Annotated in this window: 22 protein-coding genes and 2 tRNA genes; 12 read left to right on the forward strand and 12 right to left on the reverse strand. The window is 69.4% G+C overall.

Going from position 1 to position 26,205, the window contains the following annotated elements; genetic code table 11:
* Positions 1 to 62 precede the first annotated feature (62 nt).
* The 8 genes from ACGF2V_RS01115 to rpmH form a co-directional block, all read right to left on the reverse strand.
* Positions 63 to 1,151: a ParB/RepB/Spo0J family partition protein gene (locus ACGF2V_RS01115; protein WP_362709919.1), complete on the reverse strand. Its 1,089-nt coding sequence runs from the start codon at positions 1,149 to 1,151 to the stop codon at positions 63 to 65.
* Positions 1,148 to 2,224: a ParA family protein gene (locus ACGF2V_RS01120; RefSeq protein WP_362619687.1), complete on the reverse strand. Its 1,077-nt coding sequence runs from the start codon at positions 2,222 to 2,224 to the stop codon at positions 1,148 to 1,150. Before ACGF2V_RS01120 ends, ACGF2V_RS01115 begins: the two co-directional genes overlap by 4 nt.
* Positions 2,225 to 2,507: 283 nt before the next feature.
* Complete coding sequence (gene rsmG / locus ACGF2V_RS01125; protein ID WP_362619390.1) at positions 2,508 to 3,224, reverse strand: 16S rRNA (guanine(527)-N(7))-methyltransferase RsmG; 717 nt, start codon at positions 3,222 to 3,224, stop codon at positions 2,508 to 2,510.
* 109 nt (positions 3,225 to 3,333) lie between these two features.
* The gene (locus tag ACGF2V_RS01130) at positions 3,334 to 3,843 is read right to left on the reverse strand and encodes a R3H domain-containing nucleic acid-binding protein (protein WP_362619393.1); all 510 of its coding nucleotides are present in this window, start codon (positions 3,841 to 3,843) and stop codon (positions 3,334 to 3,336) included.
* A gap of 14 nt (positions 3,844 to 3,857) precedes the next feature.
* Positions 3,858 to 5,129 (reverse strand): membrane protein insertase YidC, encoded by a 1,272-nt coding sequence (gene yidC / locus ACGF2V_RS01135; RefSeq protein ID WP_362619396.1) that lies wholly within the window; start codon positions 5,127 to 5,129, stop codon positions 3,858 to 3,860.
* A 3-nt stretch (positions 5,130 to 5,132) separates the two neighbouring features.
* On the reverse strand, positions 5,133 to 5,492 hold the full coding sequence (gene yidD / locus ACGF2V_RS01140; RefSeq protein ID WP_073790757.1) for a membrane protein insertion efficiency factor YidD: 360 nt from the start codon (positions 5,490 to 5,492) through the stop codon (positions 5,133 to 5,135).
* Positions 5,489 to 5,860 carry a ribonuclease P protein component gene (rnpA, locus tag ACGF2V_RS01145; RefSeq protein ID WP_362709917.1) on the reverse strand — a complete coding sequence of 124 codons (372 nt, stop codon included), beginning with the start codon at positions 5,858 to 5,860 and terminating at the stop codon, positions 5,489 to 5,491. The genes yidD and rnpA overlap by 4 nt, the downstream gene beginning before the upstream one ends.
* An 18-nt stretch (positions 5,861 to 5,878) precedes the next feature.
* On the reverse strand, positions 5,879 to 6,016 hold the full coding sequence (gene rpmH / locus ACGF2V_RS01150; protein WP_073790753.1) for a 50S ribosomal protein L34: 138 nt from the start codon (positions 6,014 to 6,016) through the stop codon (positions 5,879 to 5,881).
* A gap of 381 nt (positions 6,017 to 6,397) precedes the next feature.
* Here rpmH and dnaA point away from each other — a divergent pair, with 381 nt between their 5' ends.
* From dnaA to ACGF2V_RS01195, 9 genes are all read left to right on the forward strand, one after another.
* Complete coding sequence (gene dnaA / locus ACGF2V_RS01155; protein ID WP_362709914.1) at positions 6,398 to 8,203, forward strand: chromosomal replication initiator protein DnaA; 1,806 nt, start codon at positions 6,398 to 6,400, stop codon at positions 8,201 to 8,203.
* Between the two features lie 1,150 nt (positions 8,204 to 9,353).
* Positions 9,354 to 10,484 carry a DNA polymerase III subunit beta gene (gene dnaN / locus ACGF2V_RS01160; RefSeq protein WP_362619689.1) on the forward strand — a complete coding sequence of 377 codons (1,131 nt, stop codon included), beginning with the start codon at positions 9,354 to 9,356 and terminating at the stop codon, positions 10,482 to 10,484.
* 162 nt (positions 10,485 to 10,646) lie between these two features.
* Positions 10,647 to 11,525, forward strand: coding sequence for a phosphogluconate dehydrogenase (NAD(+)-dependent, decarboxylating) (gene gnd / locus ACGF2V_RS01165; RefSeq protein WP_362619405.1), 879 nt, complete (start codon positions 10,647 to 10,649; stop codon positions 11,523 to 11,525).
* 91 nt (positions 11,526 to 11,616) lie between these two features.
* A complete protein-coding gene (recF, locus tag ACGF2V_RS01170) occupies positions 11,617 to 12,744 on the forward strand; it encodes a DNA replication/repair protein RecF (RefSeq protein WP_362619408.1) in 1,128 nt (375 codons plus the stop codon).
* Positions 12,741 to 13,325 carry a DUF721 domain-containing protein gene (locus tag ACGF2V_RS01175; protein ID WP_392910298.1) on the forward strand — a complete coding sequence of 195 codons (585 nt, stop codon included), beginning with the start codon at positions 12,741 to 12,743 and terminating at the stop codon, positions 13,323 to 13,325. The genes recF and ACGF2V_RS01175 overlap by 4 nt, the downstream gene beginning before the upstream one ends.
* Positions 13,326 to 13,777: 452 nt before the next feature.
* Positions 13,778 to 15,919, forward strand: coding sequence for a DNA topoisomerase (ATP-hydrolyzing) subunit B (gyrB, locus tag ACGF2V_RS01180; protein WP_362619410.1), 2,142 nt, complete (start codon positions 13,778 to 13,780; stop codon positions 15,917 to 15,919).
* 46 nt (positions 15,920 to 15,965) lie between these two features.
* The gene (gyrA, locus tag ACGF2V_RS01185; protein WP_362619413.1) at positions 15,966 to 18,638 is read left to right on the forward strand and encodes a DNA gyrase subunit A; all 2,673 of its coding nucleotides are present in this window, start codon (positions 15,966 to 15,968) and stop codon (positions 18,636 to 18,638) included.
* 93 nt (positions 18,639 to 18,731) lie between these two features.
* The gene (locus ACGF2V_RS01190) at positions 18,732 to 19,334 is read left to right on the forward strand and encodes a DUF3566 domain-containing protein (RefSeq protein WP_362619416.1); all 603 of its coding nucleotides are present in this window, start codon (positions 18,732 to 18,734) and stop codon (positions 19,332 to 19,334) included.
* Between the two features lie 70 nt (positions 19,335 to 19,404).
* Positions 19,405 to 19,478 (forward strand) — tRNA-Ile (locus ACGF2V_RS01195).
* 312 nt (positions 19,479 to 19,790) lie between these two features.
* Here the strand turns inward: ACGF2V_RS01195 and ACGF2V_RS01200 are convergent.
* Positions 19,791 to 20,162 carry a DUF6344 domain-containing protein gene (locus ACGF2V_RS01200; RefSeq protein ID WP_362709911.1) on the reverse strand — a complete coding sequence of 124 codons (372 nt, stop codon included), beginning with the start codon at positions 20,160 to 20,162 and terminating at the stop codon, positions 19,791 to 19,793.
* Between the two features lie 382 nt (positions 20,163 to 20,544).
* On the opposite strand from ACGF2V_RS01200, the gene ACGF2V_RS01205 reads away from it, so the two are divergent.
* Positions 20,545 to 20,679 carry a DLW-39 family protein gene (locus ACGF2V_RS01205; RefSeq protein ID WP_003958712.1) on the forward strand — a complete coding sequence of 45 codons (135 nt, stop codon included), beginning with the start codon at positions 20,545 to 20,547 and terminating at the stop codon, positions 20,677 to 20,679.
* A gap of 429 nt (positions 20,680 to 21,108) precedes the next feature.
* Positions 21,109 to 22,503 (forward strand): hypothetical protein, encoded by a 1,395-nt coding sequence (locus ACGF2V_RS01210; RefSeq protein WP_362709908.1) that lies wholly within the window; start codon positions 21,109 to 21,111, stop codon positions 22,501 to 22,503.
* A 165-nt stretch (positions 22,504 to 22,668) separates the two neighbouring features.
* On the opposite strand, the gene ACGF2V_RS01215 is transcribed toward ACGF2V_RS01210, so the two are convergent.
* Both ACGF2V_RS01215 and ACGF2V_RS01220 read right to left on the reverse strand, forming a co-directional pair.
* Positions 22,669 to 24,135, reverse strand: a complete 1,467-nt coding sequence (locus ACGF2V_RS01215) for a protein kinase (RefSeq protein ID WP_362709905.1) — start codon at positions 24,133 to 24,135, stop codon at positions 22,669 to 22,671.
* A gap of 183 nt (positions 24,136 to 24,318) precedes the next feature.
* Positions 24,319 to 24,867, reverse strand: coding sequence for a DNA-binding protein (locus tag ACGF2V_RS01220; RefSeq protein ID WP_362619425.1), 549 nt, complete (start codon positions 24,865 to 24,867; stop codon positions 24,319 to 24,321).
* Between the two features lie 172 nt (positions 24,868 to 25,039).
* Here ACGF2V_RS01220 and ACGF2V_RS01225 point away from each other — a divergent pair.
* Positions 25,040 to 25,112: transfer RNA gene (locus tag ACGF2V_RS01225), tRNA-Ala, on the forward strand.
* A 112-nt stretch (positions 25,113 to 25,224) separates the two neighbouring features.
* On the opposite strand, the gene ACGF2V_RS01230 is transcribed toward ACGF2V_RS01225, so the two are convergent.
* On the reverse strand, positions 25,225 to 25,968 hold the full coding sequence (locus tag ACGF2V_RS01230; protein WP_362619427.1) for a DUF5324 family protein: 744 nt from the start codon (positions 25,966 to 25,968) through the stop codon (positions 25,225 to 25,227).
* Positions 25,969 to 26,205 lie beyond the last annotated feature (237 nt).

A 26,205-nucleotide genomic window follows, 5' to 3' on the forward strand; every position in this document is an offset into this window, starting at 1 on the left:
AGGGCCGGCGTGTTCCGGTGTCCGCCGGAGCACAGCCCGCCCTTTACTTCTGTTCTGTCGGCTCAGTCCTTGTCGCCCTCAGTGCGCTCCTCGGCCGCTCCTTGGCCCAGCACCCGGCCCTCGCCCGGTGCCAGGCTGCCGAGAATGCGGTCGAGATCCTCCATCGACGCGAACTCGACGACGATCTTCCCCTTCTTCTGCCCGAGGTCGACCTTCACCCTGGTCTCGAAGCGATCCGACAGGCGGGAAGCGAGCTCGGACAGCGCCGGTGACACCCGGCCACCGGCCCTCGGCCTCTTGGACTTGGCTGAACTCGAGGACGTGGAGCCCATCAGCGTCACGATCTCTTCGACCGCGCGCACCGACAGCCCTTCGGCCACGATGCGATGCGCCAGCTTGTCCTGCTCCTCCGAGTCGTCCACGGAAAGCAGCGCCCGCGCGTGTCCCGCCGACAGCACCCCGGCCGCGACTCTCCGCTGAACCTGCGGCGACAACCTCAGCAGACGCAGGGTGTTGGAGACCTGCGGGCGGGAGCGCCCGATGCGGTCGGCCAGCTGGTCATGCGTGCACTTGAAGTCCTTGAGCAGCTGGTCGTACGCCGCCGCCTCCTCCAGGGGGTTCAACTGAGCCCGGTGAAGGTTCTCCAGGAGAGCGTCCAGGAGAAGCTTCTCGTCCTCCGTGGCCCGGACGATGGCGGGGATCCGCTCCAGCCCCGCCTCGCGGCACGCCCTCCAGCGTCGCTCACCCATGATGAGCTCATAGCGGTCCGCTGCCGCCTTCCGGACGACGACGGGCTGGAGAAGGCCCACCTCCTTGATGGACGTCACCAGCTCGGCGAGCGCGTCCTCGTCGAACACCTCACGGGGCTGCCGCGGATTGGGCGTAATGGCTCCGAGCGGAATCTCGGCGAAGTACGCTCCTGCGACGCCCACCGTTTCCACGGCCGCGACGGGTTCCGACGCCGGCGCGCTGGGCTCCGGCACAACCGGAGCGGACGCCAGAGAGGCCACCTTCGCGGCGGCCACCCCGCGCCCCGGCGCGACAACAGGGCCCGCACCGGCAGAGGCCGCGCCCGGCATCTGCTTCTCCTGCGGAGCGGCGGGGATCAGGGCACCCAGCCCACGCCCCAACCCTCTACGACGCTCACTCACTGAATCCCCTCCGAAATGTTTTGCTGGCTGTTCCCGCTGCCCGTATGGGCATGCCGGGCCTCGTACTGCACCCCAACACCTCGTAGGGCGATCTCACGCGCCGCTTCGAGGTAAGACAGCGACCCACTCGAACCTGGGTCATAGGTCAGCACGGTCTGCCCGTAACTCGGTGCCTCCGAAATGCGCACCGACCGGGGAATGTTGGTGCGCAGCACCTCCTTGCCGAAGTGGCTCCGCACCTCCTCCGCGACCTGCGAAGCGAGCCTGGTTCTGCCGTCGTACATGGTGAGCAGAATCGTCGACACATGCAGCTCGGGATTGAGATGTCCCCGTACCAGGTCCACATTGCGCAACAGCTGGCCGAGCCCTTCCAGCGCGTAGTACTCGCACTGGATGGGGATCAGCACCTCGGCACCGGCGACCAGGGCGTTGACCGTCAGCAGACCCAGCGAGGGCGGGCAGTCGATCAGGATGTAGTCCAGCGGCTGCTCGTACGCCTGAATCGCTCGCTGGAGTCGGCTCTCCCGCGCCACCAGCGACACCAGTTCGATCTCCGCACCGGCGAGATCGATAGTGGCGGGGGCGCAGAAGAGGCCCTCGACGTCCTGGACGGGCTGAACCACCTCTGAGAGGGGCCTGCTCTCCACCAAGACGTCATAGATGGAGGGAACTTCGGCGTGGTGATCGATCCCCAGAGCCGTAGAGGCATTCCCCTGCGGGTCGAGATCGATCACCAGAACGCGCGCGCCGTGAAGCGCGAGCGAAGCAGCGAGGTTGACCGTCGTGGTCGTCTTGCCCACGCCGCCCTTCTGGTTGGCCACCACCATGATGCGTGTCCGGTCGGGGCGGGGCAGCCCCTCGCCGGCGCGGCCGATGGCCTCGACCGCCAGCTGTGCCGCACGACCGATGGGTGTGTCGTCCATCGGCGGCGGTGTTTCACGTGAAACACCCTCCCCCGCCGATTCGGTTCTGGGACCGGGGACCGGGTCGGTCATCGGTCCCGCGATGTTGGCGTCGGACCGCAAGGATTCACTCTCCTCGACTTCAGGCTCGCAATGAACAGAGCCTGCCATGCTTTCGGGGTCGTGAACCAGCGAGGCCCGCTCTTCTGTGGACGACTCCACGTCTGTGGACAACTCCGTAGCCCTAACGGGCCTGCGATGCCGCGGCGCGGCAGCGGCGCGACCGCGGCTGATGATCCCCTGCAGCAGAGAGCGACGTTTCACGTGAAACACGATGCCCCTGCAGCATGGATACAGGGGCACGACACTCCGCATCGCGTGCGCATGGCCATGTGCCCGGACCATCAGCTTCAAGCTGCTCGGAGCCTGGGCACCCGACGCACGTCCGAGGGTGTCAGCGACGACGCCTCGTACGGCTCGTCCTCGCGGCCTTGGCCCTCTTCGCAGCGAACCTCACACCGCCCGGGCTCTCCCCGACCACCACACGCACGACCGTGGACATGGGATCGACGATGCCCTCACCGACGTGCAGCACCTCGGTCTCCACCACACCGAGCTTGCTCAACGCAGCGCGCGCACCGCTGAGCTCCTCCTCGGCGGTATCCCCCTTGAGGGCCAGCATCTCTCCGTACGGACGCAGGAGCGGAACACCCCAGCCGGCCAGGCGGTCGAGCGGCGCCACGGCGCGAGCCGTCACCACGTGGACCGGCTGAACCTTTCCCAGCACCTCCTCGGCCCGGCCACGCACCACCGTCACATGATCCAGCCCCAGCAGTTCGACAACTTCCTGGAGGAAGTTGGTGCGTCGCAGCAGGGGCTCCAGCAGGGTGATCTTCAGGTCGGGACGCACCAGTGCCAGCGGAATCCCCGGGAGGCCGGCACCTGAGCCCACATCGCAGACCGTGACGCCCTCGGGCACGACCTCGGAGAGCACCGCGCAGTTCAGCAGATGCCGCTCCCACAGCCGGGGAACCTCGCGCGGACCGATCAGCCCCCGCGTCACCCCGGCGTCCGCCAGCAGTTCCGCGTACCGGACAGCCTCCGGAAAGAAGTCACCGAATACCGCCCGCGCGCCTGCGGGCGCTTGGGGAAGCTCTACTTCCGCCGTCACGGAAACCGTCCTTCCATACCGCTCGACCGCGCTGCGGCCGGCTGACTATCAGGCTGACAAAGATCGGCCCCGTCTGCGAACAGACGGGGCCGACAGAACAAGGGTCCGGTCAGGCCGGGAGAACGACGACGAAGCGCTGCGGCTCCTCGCCCTCGGACTCGCTGCGCAGACCGGCGGCCGCGACCGCGTCGTGCACGACCTTGCGCTCGAACGGCGTCATCGGGTCCAGCCTCACCGGCTGACCGGTGCTCTTGACTTCGTCCGCGGCCTTGGCGCCCAGTTCGGCGAGCTGGGCCCGCTTCTTGGCCCGGAAGCCGGCGATGTCCAGCATCAGACGGCTGCGGTCACCGGTTTCCCGGTGCACGGCGAGCCGCGTCAGCTCCTGGAGCGCCTCCAGCACCTCACCGTCGCGGCCCACGAGCTTCTGCAGATCACGTGCCGAATCGCTGATGATCGAGACCGCGGCCCGGTCCGCCTCGACGTCCATGTCGATGTCGCCGTCGAGATCGGCGATGTCGAGCAGGCCCTCGAGGTAGTCCGCCGCGATCTCGCCCTCCTGCTCGAGGCGGGTCAGGGTGTCGCTGCCCTCAGCGGCCGTGGAGGTGGTGCCTTCCGTCACGGATGGACTCCTTCTTACTTCTTGGACGGGTGCTTGGGCCGCTGCGGGCCCTTGCGCTGTCCGGACTTGGCTTGGCGTGAGGAGCCGGACGCGGCCTGGCCCTCCGGCTTGGACGTGTCGTCCCGCGAGGTGTCCGACTTCTGCTGGGAAGCCTTGGCCCGTGCGGGAGTGGTGCCGGCAGCCTTGGCTCCCGCCTGCTGGGCCGTACCGGCACCGGTCTGACGCTGGGCCTTGGTCTGGCGCTTGGGCTGCTGGCGCCGCTGCGCGGCTGCGCCCTCGGCCTCGGCGAGAGCCGTGTCGCTCTTGATCACCGTGCCGTCCTCCTGGGCGGCGTAGCCCTGCTTCGCCAGGCCCGTGATGAACTTTCGCTCGATGTCATTGCGGTCCGGACCCTTGGCCACGATGCGCTTGATCACGTTCCGCTTGGCCCTGCCGCGCACCTCGCCATGAGTGCTGATGCTCTTCAGCAGCCGTCCCAGGTACTGGTCCTGCGCCTTGCTGCCCGGGGTCGGGTTCTGGTTGATCACGTACATCTGCTGGCCCATGGTCCAGACGTTGGTGGTCAGCCAGTACACGAGGACACCGACGGGGAAGTTGACGCCCATGACGGCGAACATCACCGGGAAGATGTACATCAGCATCTTCTGCTGCTGCATGAACGGCGTCTTGACCGTGAGGTCGACGTTCTTCGTCATCAACTGGCGCTGGGTGAAGAACTGGGACGCCGACATCAGCACGATCATGACCGCGGTGACGATCCGGACGTCGGTCAGTGAGGCGCCGAGGGCCTGGGCCTTCTCCTCGCTGTCCATGAACTTGACGGCGAGCGGCGCCCCGAAGATGTGCGCCTGACGGGCGCTGTCGAGCAGCGGCTGATCGATGACACCGATCGTCTGGCCCGAGGCGATGGACGAGAGCACGTGGTACAGGGCGAAGAAGAACGGCGACTGCGCGAGGATGGGAAGGCACGAGGAGAGCGGGTTGGTGCCCGTCTCCTTGTACAGCTTCATCATCTCTTCGGACTGACGCTGCTTGTCGTTCTTGTAGCGCTCCTGGATCGCCTTCATCTTCGGCTGGAGCACCTGCATGTTCCGGGTCGACTTGATCTGCTTCACGAAGAGCGGGATCAGGCAGATCCGGATCAGTACAACCAGGGACACGATGGACAGGCCCCAGGCCCAGCCGGTGTCGTCGCCGAAGATCGCTCCGTACAACTTGTGGAACTGAACGATGACCCATGAGACGGGCCAGGTGATAAAGCTGAACAGACTGGCAATCGTGTCCACTAATCAGGCTCCTTGAGCATTGGGCGAAGTCTCTGCGGCCGGACTCGAAGGTTCGGAAACCGACCCTCCGGGAGGCACATCAGCGGCGGAGTCCCCGCCCTTGCCACCGCGCATGGCGTTGCGCAGCAGTTCGTGCCAACGCGGACGTTTGCGTGGCGGAACATGGTCCACGCCACCGGGTGACCACGGATTGCACCGCAGGATGCGCCAGGCCGTCAGCGCAGTCCCCTTGATCGCTCCGTGCCGGTCGATCGCCGTATATCCATAGTGGGAACACGACGGGTAGTAACGGCAAACAGGCCCGAGAAGCGGGCTGATCGTCCACTGGTAGAGCTTGATGAGAGCCAGCAGCGGGTACTTCATCGCGCGCCCCCTCCCAGCAGCCGCTGGAGTGCGGCGTCCAGGTCTCGGGCCAGTTGTTCGTGATCGGCGTCGCCCGCTCCGGGCAGCGCTCGTACGACAACCAGGCTACCGGGGGGCAGCAGGGCCAGCCGTTCACGGACCAGATGGCGAAGCCTGCGCTTCACCGCCGTGCGCACAACCGCTCCGCCCACGGTTTTGCTGACGACGAAACCCGCACGCGGCGGGGGAGCATCCCCCCCAGTCACGTGCGGGTCCGTGGCACCGCTGCGTAGATGAACGACGAGGAGCGGGCGGCCGGCCCGGCGCCCTCGGCGTACCGCGGTCGCGAAGTCCTCGCGCCGCCTCAGCCGATTCTCGGTAGGCAGCACGTCATGACCTGTACGCGATCAGGCGGACAGGTTGGCGCGACCCTTGGCACGGCGGGACGCGAGAATCGCGCGGCCGGCACGGGTGCGCATCCGCAGCCGGAAGCCGTGGGTCTTCGCGCGACGACGGTTGTTCGGCTGGAAGGTGCGCTTGCTCACTCGGGGGCTCCAGAAATGACTCGGGTTTTGGCGGGACGTCGTCTGGCTGTCACCGTGCGCCCACGAGAGACTCGCGTAAACGCTCAAGTGCACCGCTTCACGACCACAGATCGTGATCTTTGCCCATCGGAGGCAGGCGGCAGCAGCCATCGACAACTCGACCTGGTCACGGTACGCGCGGCTGCGCCGTCCGGTCAAACCAGCTCCACGGCGCCCATCATTGTGCACAGGCTGTGGACAACAACTTGAACGACGCGGGTCGCCCTGACTACCGTGGCCGAACTCCGGTTCTTTTTCTTCCTGCCTGCCGGTCCTCACCCATACCGACCCATCCCGTCCCGAGAACCACACATTCGTGGGACCAGCGAGAGAGCGTGCTTTGTGGCTGACGTACCTGCCGATCTTGCCGCAGTGTGGCCACGCGTGCTGGAACAGCTCCTCGGGGAGGGCCAGCAGGGCATCGAGCCGAAGGACAAGCAGTGGATCGAGCGCTGCCAGCCGCTCGCGCTGGTGGCCGACACGGCACTGCTCGCCGTCCCCAACGAGTGGGGCAAGCGTGTGCTGGAGGGTCGGCTGGCGCCGCTCATCAGCGAGACGCTGAGCCGCGAGTGCGGCCGTCCGATCCGTATCGCGATCACCGTCGACGACTCTGCGGGGGAGCCTCCGGGCCCGCCCGCGCCACCGATGCACCAGCCGCCGCAGCCGCCGCGCTATACGGGGCCCCAGCACGACGAACGTCAGCACGGTGACGTCTACGACGGTTATGGGCACCGGCCCTCGGACGACGGCATGCCGACCGCCCGGCCCGCCTATCCCGACTACCAGCAGCAGCGTCCCGACCCCGGTGCGTGGCCGCGCACCCAGGAGGACCTCTCCTGGCAGCAGCCCCGGCTCGGCGCCTTCCAGGACCGCGACACCGCCGCGGACCAGTGGCGCGAGCCGTATTCCGGTGGACATCCGCAGCACGACTACCGGGCCCAGCCACCGGAGCGCCAGGGCTACGAGCAGCAGCGTCCCGAGCGCCACGAGCTGCCGGACCCCCAGGGCCCGCACCGGCCCTCCGCCCCCGGTACCGGCAGGCCCGGTGGCAGGCCAAGTGGCGGGCCCGGGCCGATGGGCGCACAGCCCGCGGCCGCGCCCGGCCCGGGGGAGCCGGCTGCGCGTCTGAACCCGAAGTACCTCTTCGACACCTTCGTGATCGGCGCGTCCAACCGGTTCGCGCACGCCGCGGCGGTAGCGGTCGCCGAGGCCCCCGCCAAGGCGTACAACCCGCTCTTCATCTACGGGGAGTCCGGGCTCGGGAAGACGCACCTGCTGCACGCCATCGGGCACTATGCCCGCAGCCTCTACCCGGGCACCCGGGTGCGGTACGTGAGCTCGGAGGAATTCACCAACGAGTTCATCAACTCGATCCGCGACGGCAAGGGCGACACCTTCCGCAAGCGGTACCGCGACGTGGACATCCTGCTCGTCGACGACATCCAGTTCCTGGCGAGCAAGGAGTCGACGCAGGAAGAGTTCTTCCACACCTTCAACACGCTCCACAACGCGAACAAGCAGATCGTGCTGTCCTCGGACCGGCCGCCCAAGCAACTGGTGACCCTGGAGGACCGGTTGCGCAACCGCTTCGAGTGGGGTCTGACCACCGATGTGCAGCCGCCCGAGCTGGAGACGCGGATCGCGATCCTCCGCAAGAAGGCGGTCCAGGAGCAGCTCAACGCCCCCCCGGAGGTACTGGAGTTCATCGCCTCCCGCATCTCCAGGAACATCAGGGAGCTGGAGGGCGCGCTGATCCGGGTCACGGCGTTCGCGAGCCTCAACCGCCAACCGGTGGACCTGGGGCTGACCGAGCACGTGCTGAAGGATCTGATCCCGGGCGGCGAGGACACGGCGCCGGAGATCACGGCGACGGCCATCATGGCCTCGACCGCGGACTACTTCGGTCTGACGGTGGACGACCTCTGCGGTACCTCCCGCAGCCGTGTGCTGGTGACGGCCCGCCAGATCGCCATGTACCTGTGCCGTGAGCTGACCGATCTCTCGCTGCCCAAGATCGGGGCGCAGTTCGGCGGCCGCGACCACACGACGGTGATGCACGCGGACCGAAAGATCCGCGCGCTGATGGCGGAGCGACGGTCCATCTACAACCAGGTCACCGAGCTCACGAACCGCATCAAGAACGGCTGACCGGCCGCCTGCCCCGCCACCCTCGGGACCCGGGCCGTGCTGCCGGGACCGCGCCGTCTGAACCACGCCTTACGTGCCGCAGGGGCGCCCGCGGAACCTCAGCGGGGTTCGTCGCGGGCGCCCCTGCGCGTCGGCAGGTGGGCGCTGACGGCTCACGGCCCGCACGCGTCGCCCCGGGGCCCTCCGCCACCTCGCGTCGCCTCCGGGAGCCGCCCTCAGGACCGGCCCAAGCCTGTCCGGTCCCGCACGAGTCCCGGCCAAGGGCCGCCCGAAGCCTGAGGGAAGCCCGAACGATGCTGCTCAGTCCCGCCGACGCCTGTTCATGGCCGCTCCACGGCCCTTCCGGGCCCGCCGTCCCCGGCGTCGGCACGGTCGCGGTGTTCGAATACCTGCCGCCCGCAGCCTGTTCTCCACAGATCTGGGGAGATTTTCCCCTCCACAGCCTGGGGATCCAGAAGTTGTCCATACTGCTTCCACAGCAGTGGCGTCCGATGCCTCATCAGCCCAGCTCAGGGACCTGGGGATTTGTGGCAAACGATGATCCACAGCCTGTGGAAAAAATCTTTGCCCACAGGGCGTCGCTGCCGTTGTCCACTGACACCCCACAGCTACGAGCCCGTTGTCCCCAGCCAACCCGGGCTTCTCCACACCCCTGTCCACTGTTCGGCAACGCGACACCGCTTCTCGCTGCGGCGAGTGAAAGGCGTCACACCAAGAGGGGCGGTTGGGCTGTGGGGAACGCGGGTAAAACTGGGGACGGCTCTGGGGAGAAACCCCCCTGCCCTGTGTATCCGTTGTGCAGAACTTTCGCGTGTCCACAGAAGCGCCGGGTTCTCCACCGCGGCGCCCACAGGGGCAGTGGACAAAAAATTGGCCCTGACCTGCAGCAACGGCGTTATCCACGGTTTCCACAAGCCCTACTACTACTCCCACATAGAGTTAGCTCGGAATCCGTTTCGAAGCAGGGGCTGTGCACAACTCGGGGCCGACACTCGCCGGGCGCCTCGCCGCGACTTGACCCCGAGCAGCACCGAGTGTCGGTGCCGTACGTCAGACTGGTCCCCGGCGTCCTCCCGTCGTCGTGGACGGGGGACCCGATCAGATGTCGAAGGCCGGCAGGGCGAGCGAGCAACAGCAGGAGGCGGTTCCGGTGAAGATCCGGGTGGAGCGCGATGTACTCGCGGAGGCGGTGGCCTGGGTGGCCCGCAGCCTCCCGGCCCGTCCGCCGGCGCCCGTTCTCGCGGGCCTTCTGCTGAAGGCGGAGGACGGCGCCCTCAGCTTCTCCAGCTTCGACTACGAGGTCTCGGCCCGGGTCTCGGTCGACGCCGAGGTCGAGGAGGACGGCACGGTCCTGGTCTCCGGTCGCCTGCTCGCCGACATCTGCCGCGCCCTTCCCAACCGCCCGGTGGAGATCTCCACAGACGGTGTACGGGCGACCGTGATCTGCGGCTCCTCGCGGTTCACACTCCACACCCTTCCTGTGGAGGAGTACCCGACGCTCCCGGAGATGCCGACGGCGACCGGGACGGTTCCCGGCGAGGTCTTCGCCTCCGCCGTCGCCCAGGTGGCCATCGCCGCGGGTCGTGACGACACGCTGCCGGTCCTGACCGGTGTGCGCATCGAGATCGAGGGCGAGACGGTCACCCTGGCCTCCACCGACCGGTACCGCTTCGCGGTCCGTGAGTTCCTGTGGAAGCCTGAGAACCCGGACGCCTCGGCCGTCGCGCTGGTGCCCGCCAAGACGCTGCTGGACACCGCCAAGGCGCTGACCAGCGGCGATACGGTGACGCTGGCGCTGTCGGGTTCGGGTGCCGGTGAGGGCCTGATCGGTTTCGAGGGCGCGGGCCGGCGCACCACCACGCGGCTGCTCGAGGGCGACCTGCCGAAGTACCGCACGCTGTTCCCGACCGAGTTCAACTCGGTGGCGGTGATCGAGACCGCCCCCTTCGTCGAGGCCGTCAAGCGCGTCGCCCTCGTCGCCGAGCGGAACACCCCGGTGCGGCTCAGCTTCGAGCAGGGCGTGCTGATCCTGGAGGCCGGTTCGAGCGACGACGCACAGGCTGTGGAGCGGGTCGACGCGGTGCTGGAGGGCGACGACATCTCGATCGCCTTCAACCCGACCTTCCTGCTGGACGGTCTGAGCGCGATCGACTCCCCGGTCGCCCAGCTGTCCTTCACGACGTCGACCAAGCCCGCGCTGCTGAGCGGCCGTCCGGCCGTCGACGCCGATGCCGACGAGGCGTACAAGTACCTGATCATGCCGGTGCGTCTCTCCGGCTGACCGGCTTTTCGGCGACGCCCTGGTCCCCGGTCGGAACCGTCGGGGACCAGGGCGCCGGCCACGACGCGTGTCTCCGACGCCGGGCACGCCCGCCGGTCCGTCCCCTTCCGGGCGTAGGCTCGGTCACGGGTATGAATCGGCACAACGCTTAAGGAATCTCTGATGGAGCTCGGTCTCGTCGGCCTCGGCAAGATGGGCGGCAACATGCGCGAGCGCATCCGCCGCGCAGGCCACACCGTCATCGGATACGACCGCAATCCGGACCTCTCGGATGTAGCCGGCCTGGAAGAGCTGGTGGGCAAGCTGAAGGGCCCGCGGGTCGTGTGGGTGATGGTGCCGGCCGGTGCCCCGACCCAGGCCACCATCGATGAGCTGGCCGGGCTCCTGTCCCCCGGCGACGTCGTCGTGGACGGTGGGAACTCCCGCTGGACGGACGACGAGAAGCACGCCGTCGAGCTGGGCATCAAGGGCATCGGCTTCGTGGACTGCGGGGTCTCCGGCGGCGTCTGGGGTCTGGAGAACGGCTACGCGCTGATGTACGGCGGCGACGCCGAGAACGTGGCGAAGGTTCAGCCGGTCTTCGACGCGCTGAAGCCCGCGGGGGACTTCGGCTCCGTCCACGCCGGCAAGGTCGGCGCGGGCCACTTCGCGAAGATGGTCCACAACGGCATCGAGTACGCCATGATGCAGGCGTACGCCGAGGGCTGGGAGCTGCTGGAGAAGGTCGATTCCGTCACCGACGTGCGCGAGGTCTTCCGCTCCTGGCAGGAGGGAACGGTCATCCGTTCCTGGCTGCTGGACCTGGCGGTCAACGCGCTGAACGAGGACGAGCACCTCGACAAGCTCCGCGGTTACGCCGCCGACTCCGGTGAGGGACGCTGGACGGTGGAGGCCGCGATCGACAACGCGGTCCCGCTGCCCGCGATCACGGCGTCGCTCTTCGCGCGGTTCGCCTCGCGACAGGAGGACTCCCCGCAGATGAAGATGATCGCCGCGCTGCGCAACCAGTTCGGTGGCCACGCGGTCGAGACCAAGAAGTAGCCGCGCCGGGGTACGGAGTGGGGCCGCACCCCGGCCCGTGCCCCGAAGCACGAAGTACGGAGCAGTAAGCCGGGAAGGTCGGCGCACACCCATGCATGTCACGCATCTCTCGCTGGCCGACTTCCGCTCGTACGCCCGGGTCGAGGTGCCTCTCGATCCGGGCGTCACCGCGTTCGTGGGGGCCAACGGCCAGGGCAAGACGAACCTGGTGGAGGCCGTCGGCTACCTGGCGACGCTGGGCAGCCACCGGGTCTCCTCCGACGCGCCGCTGGTGCGGATGGGCGCGGACCGGGCGGTGATCCGGGCCGCCGTCACGCAGGGCGAGCGTTCCCAGCTGGTCGAGCTGGAGCTCAATCCCGGCAAGGCCAATCGCGCCAGGATCAACAGATCGTCGCAGGTCAGGCCCAGGGATGTGCTGGGGATCGTGCGTACGGTGCTGTTCGCGCCGGAGGATCTGGCGCTGGTCAAGGGGGACCCCGGCGAGCGTCGGCGTTTCCTGGACGAGCTGATCACGGCGCGTTCGCCGAGGATGGCGGGCGTGCGCTCCGACTACGAGCGGGTGCTCAAGCAGCGCAACACCCTGCTGAAGTCGGCGGCGATGGCGCGCAGGCATGGCGGCCGGTCGATGGACCTGTCCACCCTCGACGTGTGGGACCAGCATCTGGGCCGGGTGGGCGCGGAGTTGCTGGCGCGGCGGCTCGATCTGATCGCCACGCTGCAGCCGCTGGCCGACAAGGCGTACGGGGACGTGGCTCCGGGCGGCGGTCCCGTGACGTTGGAGTACCGCAGCTCGGTCGGTACGGACGTGGGGGCGGGGACGCGTGAGGAGCTCTACGAGCGGCTGATCGAGGCCCTGGCCCAGGCCCGCAAGCAGGAGATCGAGCGGGGCGTGACGCTGGTCGGTCCGCACCGCGACGATCTGTTGCTGGGGCTGCGCGGGATGCCGGCCAAGGGGTACGCGAGCCACGGCGAGTCCTGGTCGTACGCGCTGGCGCTGCGGCTGGCCTCGTACGAGCTGCTGCGCGGCGAGGGCAACGAGCCGGTGCTGGTGCTGGACGACGTCTTCGCCGAGCTGGACGCCCGTCGGCGGGAACGGCTGGCGGAGCTGGTCGCGCCGGGCGAACAGGTGCTGGTGACGGCCGCGGTGGACGACGACGTGCCCGGTGTGCTGGCGGGGGCGCGGTACGCGGTGTCCGCAGGCGAGGTGGAGCGGCTGTGATCGGCCGGGGCGAGGCTCCCGGGGCCTCCGGCGTTTCCGGGGAGGGCCCGCGTCCGGTGGGGGCGGGGCTGCCGGAGCCGTCGGGCGTCGATCTGGCCCGGGTGGCGCTGCGGGCGGCGAAGGAGCAGGCGCGGGCGCGCGGTGCCGCCGTGCAGCAGCGCAAGCAGGCCCGGCGTGGTGGAGGGCTGCGTTCCGGGGCGCGGGCCGACGGGCGTGATCCGCTGCCGCTGGGTGCCGCGATCAACCGCCTGATCACTGAGCGGGGCTGGGAGACCCCCGCCGCGGTGGGCGGGGTGATGGGGCGCTGGCCGCAGATCGTGGGCGAGGACCTGGCCAAGCACTGCGTGCCGTTGCGGTACGACGAGGACCCGGACGAGCGGGTGCTGACGGTGCAGTGCGACTCGACGGCGTGGGCGACGCAGCTGCGGCTGCTGGCGCCCCAGTTGGTGGCCCGGCTGAACGCGGATCTGGGGCAGGGCACGGTACGGATGATCAAGGTGCTGGGGCCGGGGGGCCCGCAGCGCCGGTTCGGTCCGCTGCGGGCGCCGGGGAGCAGGGGGCCCGGCGACACCTACGGCTGACGTGCCCCGTCCGGGCCTCGGCCCCGGTCCTGATCCGTACCGAGGCGGGCCCGCGCGCGGGCGGGCGTCGGACCGGGTCGCGGACCTGGGGAGATACCGGCCCATGGCCGTATCGGATCCGCTCCATGGCCGCTCGGTGTGCCGTTCGTCGCGCCCGTGTCGTACGACTGTGCGGCGGTCGAAACCATGAGGTGGGAGTGGGGCGTCCCTCACGGTAGCGGGTGGTTGACAGCCCGAAGCGCACAATGCCCGCGTGAGCCTCCTGGGGGCCCGTCCCGAATATGGGGAGTCGTCAGCCGCTGGTTGAGGGCGGCACATGCGTACTCAGGTACCGGCAAACCCCCATGAGTGTCAGCGCTACCGGTAGACTGGTGGACAATCCCGCATTTCGCGGGAGTCGTCGATTACAAGCCGAACGACGCAGCCGCTCCGGACTGTCCGGAGGATGGCCTGTGCTGTGCCAGAAAGGGCGCTTCGTGGCCGATTCCGGCAACCCCAACGAGAACATTCCGTCCGCATCCGGTGAGAACGGCGGGGGCGGCGCTCCCACCGGGGCCGCTGCCCTCGCCGAGGCCGTGGCCACCGTCGGGGCGCCCGCCTCCGGCGAGGCCGCGGCCTCGTACGACGCCAGCGCGATCACCGTCCTGGAGGGCCTGGACGCGGTCCGCAAGCGACCTGGCATGTACATCGGCTCGACCGGTGAGCGCGGCCTCCACCACCTCGTGTACGAGGTCGTCGACAACTCGGTCGACGAGGCCCTGGCCGGGCACGCGGACACCATCGACGTCACGATCCTCGCCGACGGCGGTGTCCGCGTGGTCGACAACGGCCGCGGCATCCCGGTCGGCATCGTGCCGTCGGAGAACAAGCCGGCGGTCGAGGTCGTGCTGACGGTCCTGCACGCGGGCGGCAAGTTCGGCGGCGGCGGCTACGCCGTCTCCGGCGGTCTGCACGGTGTGGGTGTCTCCGTGGTGAACGCGCTGTCGACGCGCCTGTCCGTGGATGTCAAGACGGACGGTTACCGCTGGAGCCAGGACTACAAGTTCGGCGCGCCCACGGCCCCGCTGGCCCGCAACGAGGCGACCGACGAGTCCGGTACCTCGGTCACCTTCTGGGCCGACGGGGACATCTTCGAGACCACCGAGTACTCCTTCGAGACGCTGTCGCGTCGCTTCCAGGAGATGGCCTTCCTCAACAAGGGCCTGACGATCCGGCTCACCGACGAGCGCGAGTCGGCCAAGGCGACGGCGGGCGCGGACGTCGCCGAGGTGGCCGAGGTCGCCGAGGAGGAGCAGGCCCGCACGGTCACGTACCACTACGAGGGCGGCATCGTCGACTTCGTGAAGTACCTCAACTCCCGTAAGGGCGACGTCATCCACCAGTCGGTGATCGACATCGAGGCCGAGGACAAGGAGCGCATGCTCTCGGCCGAGATCGCGATGCAGTGGAACACGCAGTACACCGAGGGCGTGTACTCCTTTGCGAACACGATCCACACGCACGAGGGCGGTACGCACGAGGAGGGCTTCCGCGCGGCGCTGACCGCGCTGGTCAACAAGTACGCGCGCGACAAGAAACTGCTCCGCGACAAGGACGACAACCTCACGGGCGACGACATCCGCGAGGGTCTGACGGCGATCATCTCGGTGAAGCTGGGCGAGCCCCAGTTCGAGGGCCAGACGAAGACCAAGCTGGGCAACACGGAGGCGAAGACCTTCGTCCAGAAGGCCGTTCACGAGCACCTCACCGACTGGTTCGACCGCAATCCGAACGAGGCCGCCGACATCGTCCGCAAGGGCATCGCGGCCGCCACCGCCCGGGTCGCCGCCCGCAAGGCGCGCGACCTGACCCGCCGCAAGGGGCTGCTGGAGAGCGCCTCGCTGCCGGGCAAGCTGAGCGACTGCCAGTCCAACGACCCGACGAAGTGCGAGATCTTCATCGTCGAGGGTGACTCCGCCGGTGGTTCGGCGAAGTCCGGCCGCAACCCGATGTACCAGGCGATCCTGCCGATCCGCGGCAAGATCCTGAACGTCGAGAAGGCCCGCGTCGACAAGATCCTGCAGAACACCGAGGTCCAGGCGCTGATCTCGGCCTTCGGCACCGGGGTCCACGAGGACTTCGACATCGAGAAGCTCCGCTATCACAAGATCATTCTGATGGCGGACGCCGACGTCGACGGCCAGCACATCAACACCCTGTTGCTGACGTTCCTCTTCCGGTTCATGCGTCCGCTGGTCGAGGCCGGACACGTGTTCCTCTCCCGCCCACCGCTCTACAAGATCAAGTGGGGCCGGGACGACTTCGAGTACGCGTACTCGGACCGGGAGCGCGACGCCCTGGTGGAGCTGGGCAAGCAGAACGGGAAGCGGATCAAGGAGGACTCGATCCAGCGCTTCAAGGGTCTCGGCGAGATGAACGCCGAGGAACTGCGCGTCACCACGATGGACATCGACCACCGGGTCCTCGGCCAGGTCACGCTGGACGACGCGGCGCAGGCCGACGACCTCTTCTCGGTGCTCATGGGCGAGGACGTCGAGGCGCGGCGCTCGTTCATCCAGCGCAACGCCAAGGACGTCCGCTTCCTCGACATCTGAGTCGGCCGCACCAGCCAGCCGCCGCTCGAAAGGACTTTGACCAGCAATGGCCGACGAGAACACCCCTGTGACACCTGAAGAGGAGCCCGCCGTCGCCGGTGTGGGCATGCGTGTCGAGCCCGTGGGGCTCGAGACGGAGATGCAGCGCTCCTACCTCGACTACGCGATGTCCGTGATCGTCTCGCGTGCGCTGCCGGACGTGCGGGACGGTCTCAAGCCCGTCCACCGCCGGGTGCTGTACGCGATGTACGACGGCGGCTACCGGCCCGAGAAGGGCTTCTACAAGTGTGCCCGTGTTGTCGGTGACGTCATGGGCACGTACCACCCGCACGGCGACTCGTCGATCTACGACGCGCTGGTGCGCCTGGCGCAGCCGTGGTCGATGCGCATGCCGCTGGTGGACTCCAACGGCAACTTCGGTTCTCCGGGCAACGACCCGGCCGCCGCCATGCGGTACACCGAGTGCAAGATGATGCCGCTGTCCATGGAGATGGTCCGGGACATCGACGAGGAGACCGTCGACTTCCAGGACAACTACGACGGCCGCAACCAGGAGCCGACGGTCCTGCCGGCCCGTTTCCCGAACCTGCTCGTCAACGGCTCCGCCGGGATCGCGGTCGGCATGGCGACCAACATCCCGCCGCACAACCTGCGCGAGGTCGCGGACGGCGCGCAGTGGTACCTGGAGCACCCGGACGCCTCGCAGGAGGAGCTCCTGGACGCCCTGATCGAGCGGATCAAGGGCCCGGACTTCCCGACCGGCGCGCTCGTGGTGGGCCGCAAGGGCATCGAGGAGGCATACCGCACCGGCCGCGGCTCGATCACGATGCGGGCGGTCGTCGAGGTCGAGGAGATCCAGAACCGCCAGTGCCTGGTGGTCACGGAACTCCCGTACCAGACCAATCCCGACAACCTGGCGCAGAAGATCGCCGACCTGGTGAAGGACGGCAAGATCGGCGGGATCGCGGACGTCCGCGACGAGACCTCCTCGCGCACCGGTCAGCGGCTCGTCGTCGTGCTGAAGCGGGACGCCGTCGCCAAGGTCGTGCTGAACAACCTGTACAAGCACACCGACCTCCAGAGCAACTTCGGCGCCAACATGCTGGCGCTGGTCGACGGCGTGCCGCGCACGCTCTCGATCGACGCGTTCATCCGCCACTGGGTGACGCACCAGATCGAGGTCATCGTCCGGCGCACGCGGTTCCGGCTGCGCAAGGCGGAGGAGCGGGCGCACATCCTGCGCGGTCTGCTCAAGGCCCTGGACGCGATCGACGAGGTCATCGCGCTCATCCGCAGCAGCCAGACGGTCGAGGTGGCGCGCGACGGCCTGATGGGCCTGCTGGAGATCGACGAGATCCAGGCGAACGCGATCCTGGAGATGCAGCTGCGCCGGCTGGCCGCACTGGAGCACCAGAAGATCACCGCCGAGCACGACGAACTCCAGGCGAAGATCAACGAGTACAACGCGATCCTGGTGTCGCCGGAGCGGCAGCGGAAGATCGTCAGCGAGGAACTGGCCGCGATCGTCGACAAGTTCGGCGACGACCGACGTTCCAAGCTGGTGCCCTTCGAGGGCGACATGTCCATCGAGGACCTGATCGCCGAGGAGGACATCGTCGTCACGATCACGCGCGGCGGCTATGTGAAGCGCACGAAGACGGACGACTACCGCTCGCAGAAGCGCGGCGGCAAGGGGGTGCGCGGCACGAAGCTCAAGGAAGACGACATCGTCGACCACTTCTTCGTGTCGACGACGCACCACTGGCTGCTGTTCTTCACCAACAAGGGCCGGGTGTACCGCGCGAAGGCGTACGAACTGCCGGACGCCGGACGGGACGCGCGTGGCCAGCACGTCGCCAACCTGCTGGCCTTCCAGCCGGACGAGCGGATCGCTCAGATCCTGGCGATCCGTGACTACGAGGCCGCGCCGTATCTGATCCTGGCCACGAAGGGCGGTCTGGTGAAGAAGACCGCGCTGAAGGACTACGACTCCCCGCGTTCCGGCGGTGTCATCGCCATCAACCTCCGCGAGACGGGTGAGGGTGCCGAAGGCGCTGCCGACGAGCTGATCGGCGCGGAGCTGGTGTCGGCCGAGGACGATCTGCTGCTCATCAGCAAGAAGGCGCAGTCGATCCGGTTCACGGCGACGGACGAGGCGCTGCGCCCGATGGGCCGTGCCACCTCGGGTGTCAAGGGCATGAGCTTCCGCGAGGGCGATGAACTTCTCTCGATGAATGTTGTCCGACCGGGCACGTTCGTGTTCACTGCCACCGACGGCGGTTACGCGAAGCGGACTGCCGTCGACGAGTACCGAGTTCAGGGTCGTGGCGGCCTCGGCATCAAGGCTGCGAAGATCGTGGAGGACCGTGGTTCGCTGGTCGGTGCGCTGGTGGTGGAGGAATCGGACGAGATCCTCGCCATCACGCTCGGCGGCGGCGTGATCCGTACCCGAGTCAATGAAGTCAGGGAGACGGGCCGTGACACCATGGGCGTCCAACTGATCAATCTGGGCAAGCGCGATGCCGTCGTCGGTATCGCACGCAACGCCGAAGCCGGCCGGGAGGCCGAAGAGGTCGAGGAGTCCGCGGAGGACACCGGGGCCGCGACGGCGGAGGCTGCCGAGAACACGGTTGAGAGCACGACCGCGAACACGGCCGCAAGCACGGCCGAGGGCAACGCCGAGGACACGTCGTCCCCGGCAGGGGAGCACGAGGAGTAGAGCGTGAGTGGAGCCACGGGCGCCGGTTCGGCCGCTTCCGGAGCTGGAGCGAACGGTGCCCGTGGCCCTGCCACGGACTCCCAAGGGGGCACTGTGACGGAGACCCGGGGCCCTCGGCCCCAGTACAAGGGCTACGCGACCGGGCCGTCGTCCGGCGAGGGCGAGCCCGCACCGGGGCAGGCGAGCGGGCCGTACCACCCGCCGCAGGCGTACGCGTCGCCCGCGGGCGGGACCGAGGGCGGTCGGCCGAAGGGCGGTGGCATACAGGGCGCCGACGCCGCGCAGGCCGCCCGGATGGCTCGGACGGGGGCGCGGACGACTCCGCGTACCCGCAAGGCCCGCCTGCGGGTGGCGAAGGCCGACCCGTGGTCGGTGATGAAGGTGAGCTTCCTGCTGTCGATCGCGCTCGGCATCTGCACCGTCGTGGCGGCCGCGGTGCTGTGGATGGTGATGGACGCGATGGGCGTCTTCTCCGCCGTGGGCGGCACGATCAGCGAGGCCACGGGCTCGAACGGGAACAACGGCTTCGACCTCCAGTCGTTCCTGTCGCTGCCGCGGGTCCTTCTCTTCACCTCGGTCATCGCGTTGATCGACGTGGTGCTGGCGACCGCGCTGGCGACGCTCGGCTCGTTCATCTACAACCTGTCGGCGGGCTTCGTGGGCGGGGTCGAGCTCACGCTGGCCGAGGACGAGTAGCGCCAGGGGTATCGATTTTGGGACTGGCCCCGACGTGCGCTAATCTTCAGAGGTCAGCGCGCAGCGCGGCGGGGCTATAGCTCAGTTGGTTAGAGCGCATCCCTGATAAGGATGAGGCCACAGGTTCAAATCCTGTTAGCCCCACAGTGAAGTCGAAGGCCCGGTTCCTCTTCGGAGGAACCGGGCCTTCGGCGTGTGAGCGCCGTGCGTGCGTCGGGATGGGCGCCGGGGTGCCGGGCGGATCGGCGCGGCTGGTCGGCGGGATAGGTCGGGCGCGCGCTGTCGGTATGTGTACGCGTTGTCGCCGCGGATGGCCGCGGTCGACGAGCGGGCGACGAGTGGGCGGAGGCCGGGAGCAGGAGCCGGGGCGGGGCCGGAGGGCGTGAAGAAGCCCCCGTCCGGTGCGAACCGGTTCCGGGGGCTCGTGCGGTCGGCCGCCGCTGATCTCGAGACGTCTCAGGGCGGCAGCAGGGACGCGTCCCCCGCCGGGGCCCGGAGGGTGCTACGGGCCGGATTCATGGTCGTCGCGGCGTGCGTGGTGCCCGGGGACAGGCGTCTTGCGGCGGGCGAGGAGCCGTGCGCCTCGGCCCGGATGCGCTGCTTCATCGTCGGTGGCAGCGACCTGTCACGCGGAAGAGTCCATCGGACGGAGGGGGCGGTCGCGGTTGTCGCGGTCGCACCCGCGTGCTCCTGGTTCGTGGCGGTCGGCTCCGCGGCGCTCTGCTGCGTGGCCGCCGCGGGGGTGTTCATGAATCCCAGGGCGGCGAGGAGCGCGAAGAAGGCGGTGACGAAGGCGGTCCAGATGCTCTTGGGCGTGAAGGTGCTCATGGCCCCTCGCTTTCGGGCGGTCCGTTTTGCTTACCTTTCCGATGATGTGGACGTGCTCCTTGATTCCGTGGACCGACGCCTTGAATCCGTCGATCTTCAGATGAACACCACTCGTCCGGTGCAACCGGCCTCGACGGGCTTCTGCGAGGCGATCGGCGCGGCCATGCCCCTCGGGCCGTACCAGCCCTCGGCGGGCGCCCCGGGGCGGCCTCCGGGGCGTCACCGGAACGATTCACCGGGCGGCCACCGGCCCAGGAAGCCCGAAGTGATCGCTTTTCCTGTGACGCCAGTTGGGGCACGGGTAGGTCACCGATCGATATCGGCCGGTGTGTATAGTCGGGCGGCAGAAGTCCCCTACGTCAAGGAAAGACGAGGTCGCGCGGTGAAGAAGCTTCTCCTGGTCGCACTGGCCGCCATCGGCGGGCTCCTCGTGTACCGCCAGATCCAGGCGGATCGCGCCGAGCAGGATCTGTGGACGGAGGCGACTGACTCCGTGCCCGCAGGTTCGGGTGTGTGAGACAGACAGCCTGATTGCGGGCCCCGGTCGCTGAGCGGCCGGGGCTTCGTGCTGTTGCGGCGGTGGGACAACCGTGTCCCCGGTTTCCCCCGCGTGAATCCGCAGGGGTGCGAATCGGCCGGGTGCGGAATCCAGTTGGGGCGCGGAATCCGGTGGGAGCGCGGCCGACGTCGGACGCGGACGGCGGGAGTCCGGACCGCGGACTGGCCGGACTCCCGGCGGGAGCGACGGTGGGGGTACGGGCGGCGGCGACGCGGACAAGACGGGCAATCGGATCGGCGCCGGAGACAGCGGCGGTGCGGGCGGGGCAGGATGGACCGGCATCGCGGCCGCTGCCGGGGCGGGCGCCGTGGCAGTGATCGCGTGGCCCGTGTTCGTACGCCCCGGCGTCGCGGGCGGGCCGCACGGACGACGAGGGGAAAGCGCGTGATGAGGCAGCGCAGCAGGGGCCGGGTGGCGCTGGCCGCGGTCGCGGCGATGTGCGCGGTGGCGGCGCTGCCGGGGCAGGCGTACGCGGCCGGGGAGGCCACCGCGTACACCTTCGATCCCGGGGCTGAGAAGATCACGGGTGCCGAGGTCAGCATCGAGGCGTCGCCGCTCGCGGCCGGGTCGGTTTACCGGAGCTCGATCAAGGGCGGCGAGAAGCTCTACTACCGCCTCGACCTCGACGCGAAAACGAACGCGTACGTCTCCGTCGTGGCCGTGCCCAAGGGCGGCGGCCAGGTCGCCTACGGCGACGGCTTCACGGTCAGCGTCCGGGACAGCACGGACCGGCAGTGCAGTTACGAGAGCGCCCGGTTCCAGTCGGCGGAGTTCCCGCGCCCGATCGCCGCGTACGCCTACCGGACCGTCGACAAGGACGGCAGTGCCTGTCAGGAGGCCGGGACCTACAGCGTCCTGATCGAGCGCGAGAGCAAGGACACCTCGTCACCCGAGGCATGGGACCTGGAGCTGCGCCATGCGTCGGAGCCGCAGGCGAGGACGGGCGGTTCGATGCCGACCGAGGCGCCGGAGAACTGGCCGTCGAAGTCGCCCGCGCCGCCCACCGCCACCCCGCACAAGCGCTCGGGCGGCACCAGCTACAACGACGCGACGGGCCTGGAGACCGGCGAGTGGCGCGATGTCGTCGCGCCGGGACAGACCCGCTTCTACCGGGTGCCGGTCGACTGGGGACAGCAGCTCTTCGCCACCGTCGACCTGGGGAACAACAACGCCTCCACCGAGTTCGTCGGCAGCGCGCTCACGCTGTCCCTGGACAATCCGGCACACGGCCACGTCGACGACGCGTCGCCGCTGTCGTACTCCGGCAAGTCCACGTCGGTGTCGCTGGACCCGCTGCCCCCAGTGGCGTACGAGAACCGCTATTCCTCCACCGGAAGCGTCAGCGCCATGCGGTTCGCCGGGTGGTACTACCTGTCGGTCACGCTCAGCCCCAAGGTGGCGGAGGCGTACGGCGACAAGGCGGTTCCGATCAGTCTCAAGGTCGCGGTGAAGGGGACGCCGCAGAAGTCGCCGTACGCGGGGGACGCGGGGATCTTCTCGGTCACCGACAGCGACAAGGACATGGCGAGGAGCGGGAAGAGCGCCGCCGAGGCCGCCCGGAGCGGCACCATGAGGACGGTCGGCGTGGCCGGGATCAGCGCGGGCGTCGTGCTGCTGCTCGGACTCGGGGCGTGGACGCTGCTGGCCCGGCGTCGCGCCACGACGGTCCCCGCCTCTGCCGGACCGGCGGGGGCCGGGGCGGTCCAGGGCGGAGCCGTGCCGGGTGGGCCGGCGGGGGACGGCCGGTCGCCGTACGGAGGGCCGCCGCCGCAGGGCTGGTAGCGGCCGCGGGCAGGGGGAGGCGGCCGGGCGGTTCCCGTCGGGTACGGGAAGGGGCTCCCGTACACCAGGAGGGGCTCCCGTACACGGGAAGGGCGAAGGCGTACGGGACGGGCTCCGGTGCCCGCGACGGGCGAAGGCGTACGGGAAGGGTCCGGCGCCTCGCCCTCAGCTCTGGTTCAGCGCCCAGATGCCCACGGCGAAACAGAGCAGCGCCACCACCAGGATCGGGACCGCCACCTTCGGGGACGGTCCCGGACGCCTCGTCGGCGCCGGAGCAGCGGCGCGGGCGGCCGGAGCCCCCGTCGGCCCCGATCCGGGCAACGGCGGCTGTCCAGCGGTGTACGCGCGGGTGAGAGGCGGATCGCTCCGCACCCCGGCGGTGGGGAACTGCGAGGCGTCCGGTGCGAGCGCGGGCGCCGGAAGGGGGGCGGCGGCCGAGTGCGGCGGGTGCGGTGCGGGGGGTGTGCCCGCAGGTTCTCCCGAGGCCGGCGGCGCGGGCTGCCGGGGAGGCGGCGGGAGATGGAAGCTGCCCGTCTCCGACATCGATACGGGCGGCTGTGCCTGGGGCGGTGCTGCGAACGGCCGCCCCAGGCCGGTCGGCAGTCCCTGCTCGGTCGGTCGGCCCCGCTCGGTGGAGGGCGGTGCCGCGGGGCCCGCCGACGCGGTCCCGGACCCCGGCGATACGGCCGACGGTACGGCCTCGGGGGCCGGCGACGCGGGCGGATCGTCCCGTACGGCCGTCGGGACTTCGGCGACCGGCCCGTCGGGGCCGAACCCGGTGGGCAGCGGTCCGATCTGGTCGAAGACCTCCACCGGCTCGTCGTCGGGGCCGGGCTCCGGCAGCATCTCGACCGCGGCCGACAGCGCCTTGCGCGCCCCCGTCGCCGTACGGAACCGGGCGTGGGGATCCGGTTGCAGCAGCCCGGCGAGGACCTGCCACAGGGGTTCGGGAATGCCTTCCGGGGCGCCGGGAGTGCCGTACGCCGCGAAGTGCTCGACGAGGGCCCGGACGTCCGGCTTCTTCCCCTGGAGCAGGTACAGCGCGACCAGGCCGACGGCGAACAGGTCCGCGGGGAAGTCGGGTTCCGCGCCCATCATCTGCTCGGGTGCGAAGTAACCAGGCGTTCCCACCACGTAGTTGGTCTCGGTGAGGCGCGGCTCGCCCTTCCGCATGGAGATGCCGAAGTCGGACAGCCGAAGATGCGGCCGGCCGGTGCCGGTGGCCTCCAGGAGGATGTTGGCGGGCTTGATGTCGCGGTGCACCACGCCCTCCGCGTGCACCGTGGAGAGACCGGACAGCAACTGGTCGAGCAGCACGCACACGAAGCGTGGCGGCAACGGTCCGTAGTCACCGATCAGATGGGCGAGAGAACCCCCGCTCACCAGGTCCATGGTGAAGAGCACCTTGTCGTCGTCCGCGGCCCAGCTGGCCGGGGCGAGCACATGCGGGTGCTCGATCCGCAGCGCCTGCTCGCGGACGAAGCGCAGCAACGTGTGGGCGTCGCTCTGCTGCAGGACCTTGGCCGCCACGTAGCGGCGGCGGCGGTGGTCCCAGGCACGCCAGACGGCCCCGACTCCACCCCGTCCGATCGGATCGATCAGCTCGTACCGACCGGCGAAGACCTCACCCATTGCGCTGCGTCCGCTCCCCGTCCCTGACTTCCGGCCCGGCCCACGCCCGGCTCATGCCCCCGCGCACCCGCTTCCCGCGCTCTGTCGCGTATCTGCGATTCGTACATCTCGCGCGTTCGTACGTTTCGTGCGTTCGTACGTTTCGTGCGTTCGCGCGTTTCGGCGTTCTGCGGACGAGCCGCGTCAGCCCTGATGTCCCTCGTAGTGCGCCACCGCGTCCGCGGTGCGTCCCGCGCCATACACCTTCAGGAACTCTGCCAGTTCTGGGTGGGTCGGGGCGAGGGCGTCCGCGGCGTCGATGATGTCGCCGGCCGCCGCGACGGACCGCAGTAGCGACTGGATCTCGCGCACCACGCGCCGGACCGTCGGGGCACCGCCGGTGTGGGAGGTCTGGCTGGTGGCGGTGAGGACGGAGCCGCCCTGGGACTTCTTGATCTCTTCCATGCGGTCGGTGGCCTCGCCCGCGCTGACGCTGCCGTCGGCCACTTGACCGGCCAGGTCCTGGAGGGCCTGGACGCGCTGGACGACCGCGGGGTTGCCGATCTTCGCGCGCTGACCGCTCATCAGCTGCGAGAGCATGGGTGCGGACAGCCCGAGGACTGCGGCGAGCCGGGCCTGGTTCAGGCCGAGGTCGTCGATCAGGCGGCGGAACAGCGCCCCGAGGGGCTCTCCGTACCAACTGCGCTGAAGCTCCCTGGCTCTGGCCGTCGCCTCTTGCTGAGCTGCATCCATGGCGTCTCCCCTTCGCTGCCGCTTCGCTGCTGCGAACCTCGTCGTGCATCTTACGGAGAGTGGTTGCCGACCGGGAGTCCCCATCTTTTTGCGAGATTCCGGGAAGTACCCGGTACTCTGGTCTGCGGCGGTGGCCGAGGCGCAGAAACGTCCGGTGTTGTCCGCCTTTTCCGGGGCCTTAGCTCAGTTGGTAGAGCGCTGCCTTTGCAAGGCAGATGTCAGGAGTTCGAATCTCCTAGGCTCCACGCACACGACAAAGCGGCTGCCGGAGGATCCCAGGATCCTCCGGCAGCCGCTTCGCCGTACGCGGGCCGCCCGGCGACAGCAGGTTCGGCGGTCCGGCGACGGCCGAGCGGTTCAGCCGCGATCGTCGGGCCCGGTGCCGTTCATGCCCTCCGGGCCGTCCGCGCCCCTGTTCCTCCCCGCCTCGCCGTTCTCCCCGGCTTCCCGGGCCTCCGGGTCGAGCGGTGTCGGACCGGAGCCGTCGACGGAGGACAGCGGGGCGCTTTCGGAGACCTCCGTGGGAGCGGACGGCTCGACCAGCCAGTCGGGGTTGGCCTGCTTGTCCCACCACCTCCAGGCGACGTAGGCGGCACCCGCCACGATGCCCGTCACGAGGAAGCCCTTGCACAGCCGGCCGGCCTTCGCCCGCCGTTCGTGCTTCCTGGCCAGTTGCCTGATCTCCTTCGCGGTGACCTGGCTGCGCAGTGCGGCCAGCGCCGCCGCGCCGCGGGCCGACGCCTCCTCGGCCATGGGCTGGGCCACGGCCATCGCCTGTTCCACGCGCGGCACGGTGTAGTCCGCGGCGGTGCGGGCGGCCCGGCGGGTGCGGTGCGCGGCGCGCTGCGCGGCCTCGTCGACCTTGGGGGGCACATGGGCGCGGGCCTGTTCGATGCGTGGTGCGAGATGCGCGCCGTACTGGACACGGGCCTGCTGGGCCGCCTTCGTCACCTTCGGTACGAGCCGTGCGCGGGCTTCGTGCGCGAGATGCGCGGCCTGGTCCTTGGCCGTGTCGGCGTAGGGCGCCACCACTTCCGCGGCGTGCTGCACGCTGTCCTTGGCCGAGCCGGTTGCGGCGCGCACGCTGTCGATGCGGGTCACGGGATTCCTCCTCCTTGGTGGCGGGTGGTTGGTCCGCCTTTCCACCCATTCAGAGATCATGCCTGCCGAAGGCGGGCCCGGCATGTGGGGCGGCCATCCGGGGCAGGCGTCCGACCGGTCCGGGTCGTCCGGGAAGGCCGTTGCATCCGGCTGGTCGTGTTCACGTGGTGCAAGGGGAGCTTGCCGACGACGGTGCCGGGGTTCGGTTCAGCCCGCGCCGGTCCGTCACGCGCTTGG

Origin of the sequence: Streptomyces sp. NPDC047982, from assembly GCF_043204165.1 — a bacterium.
In the GTDB taxonomy this organism is placed as follows: Bacteria; Actinomycetota; Actinomycetes; order Streptomycetales; family Streptomycetaceae; genus Streptomyces.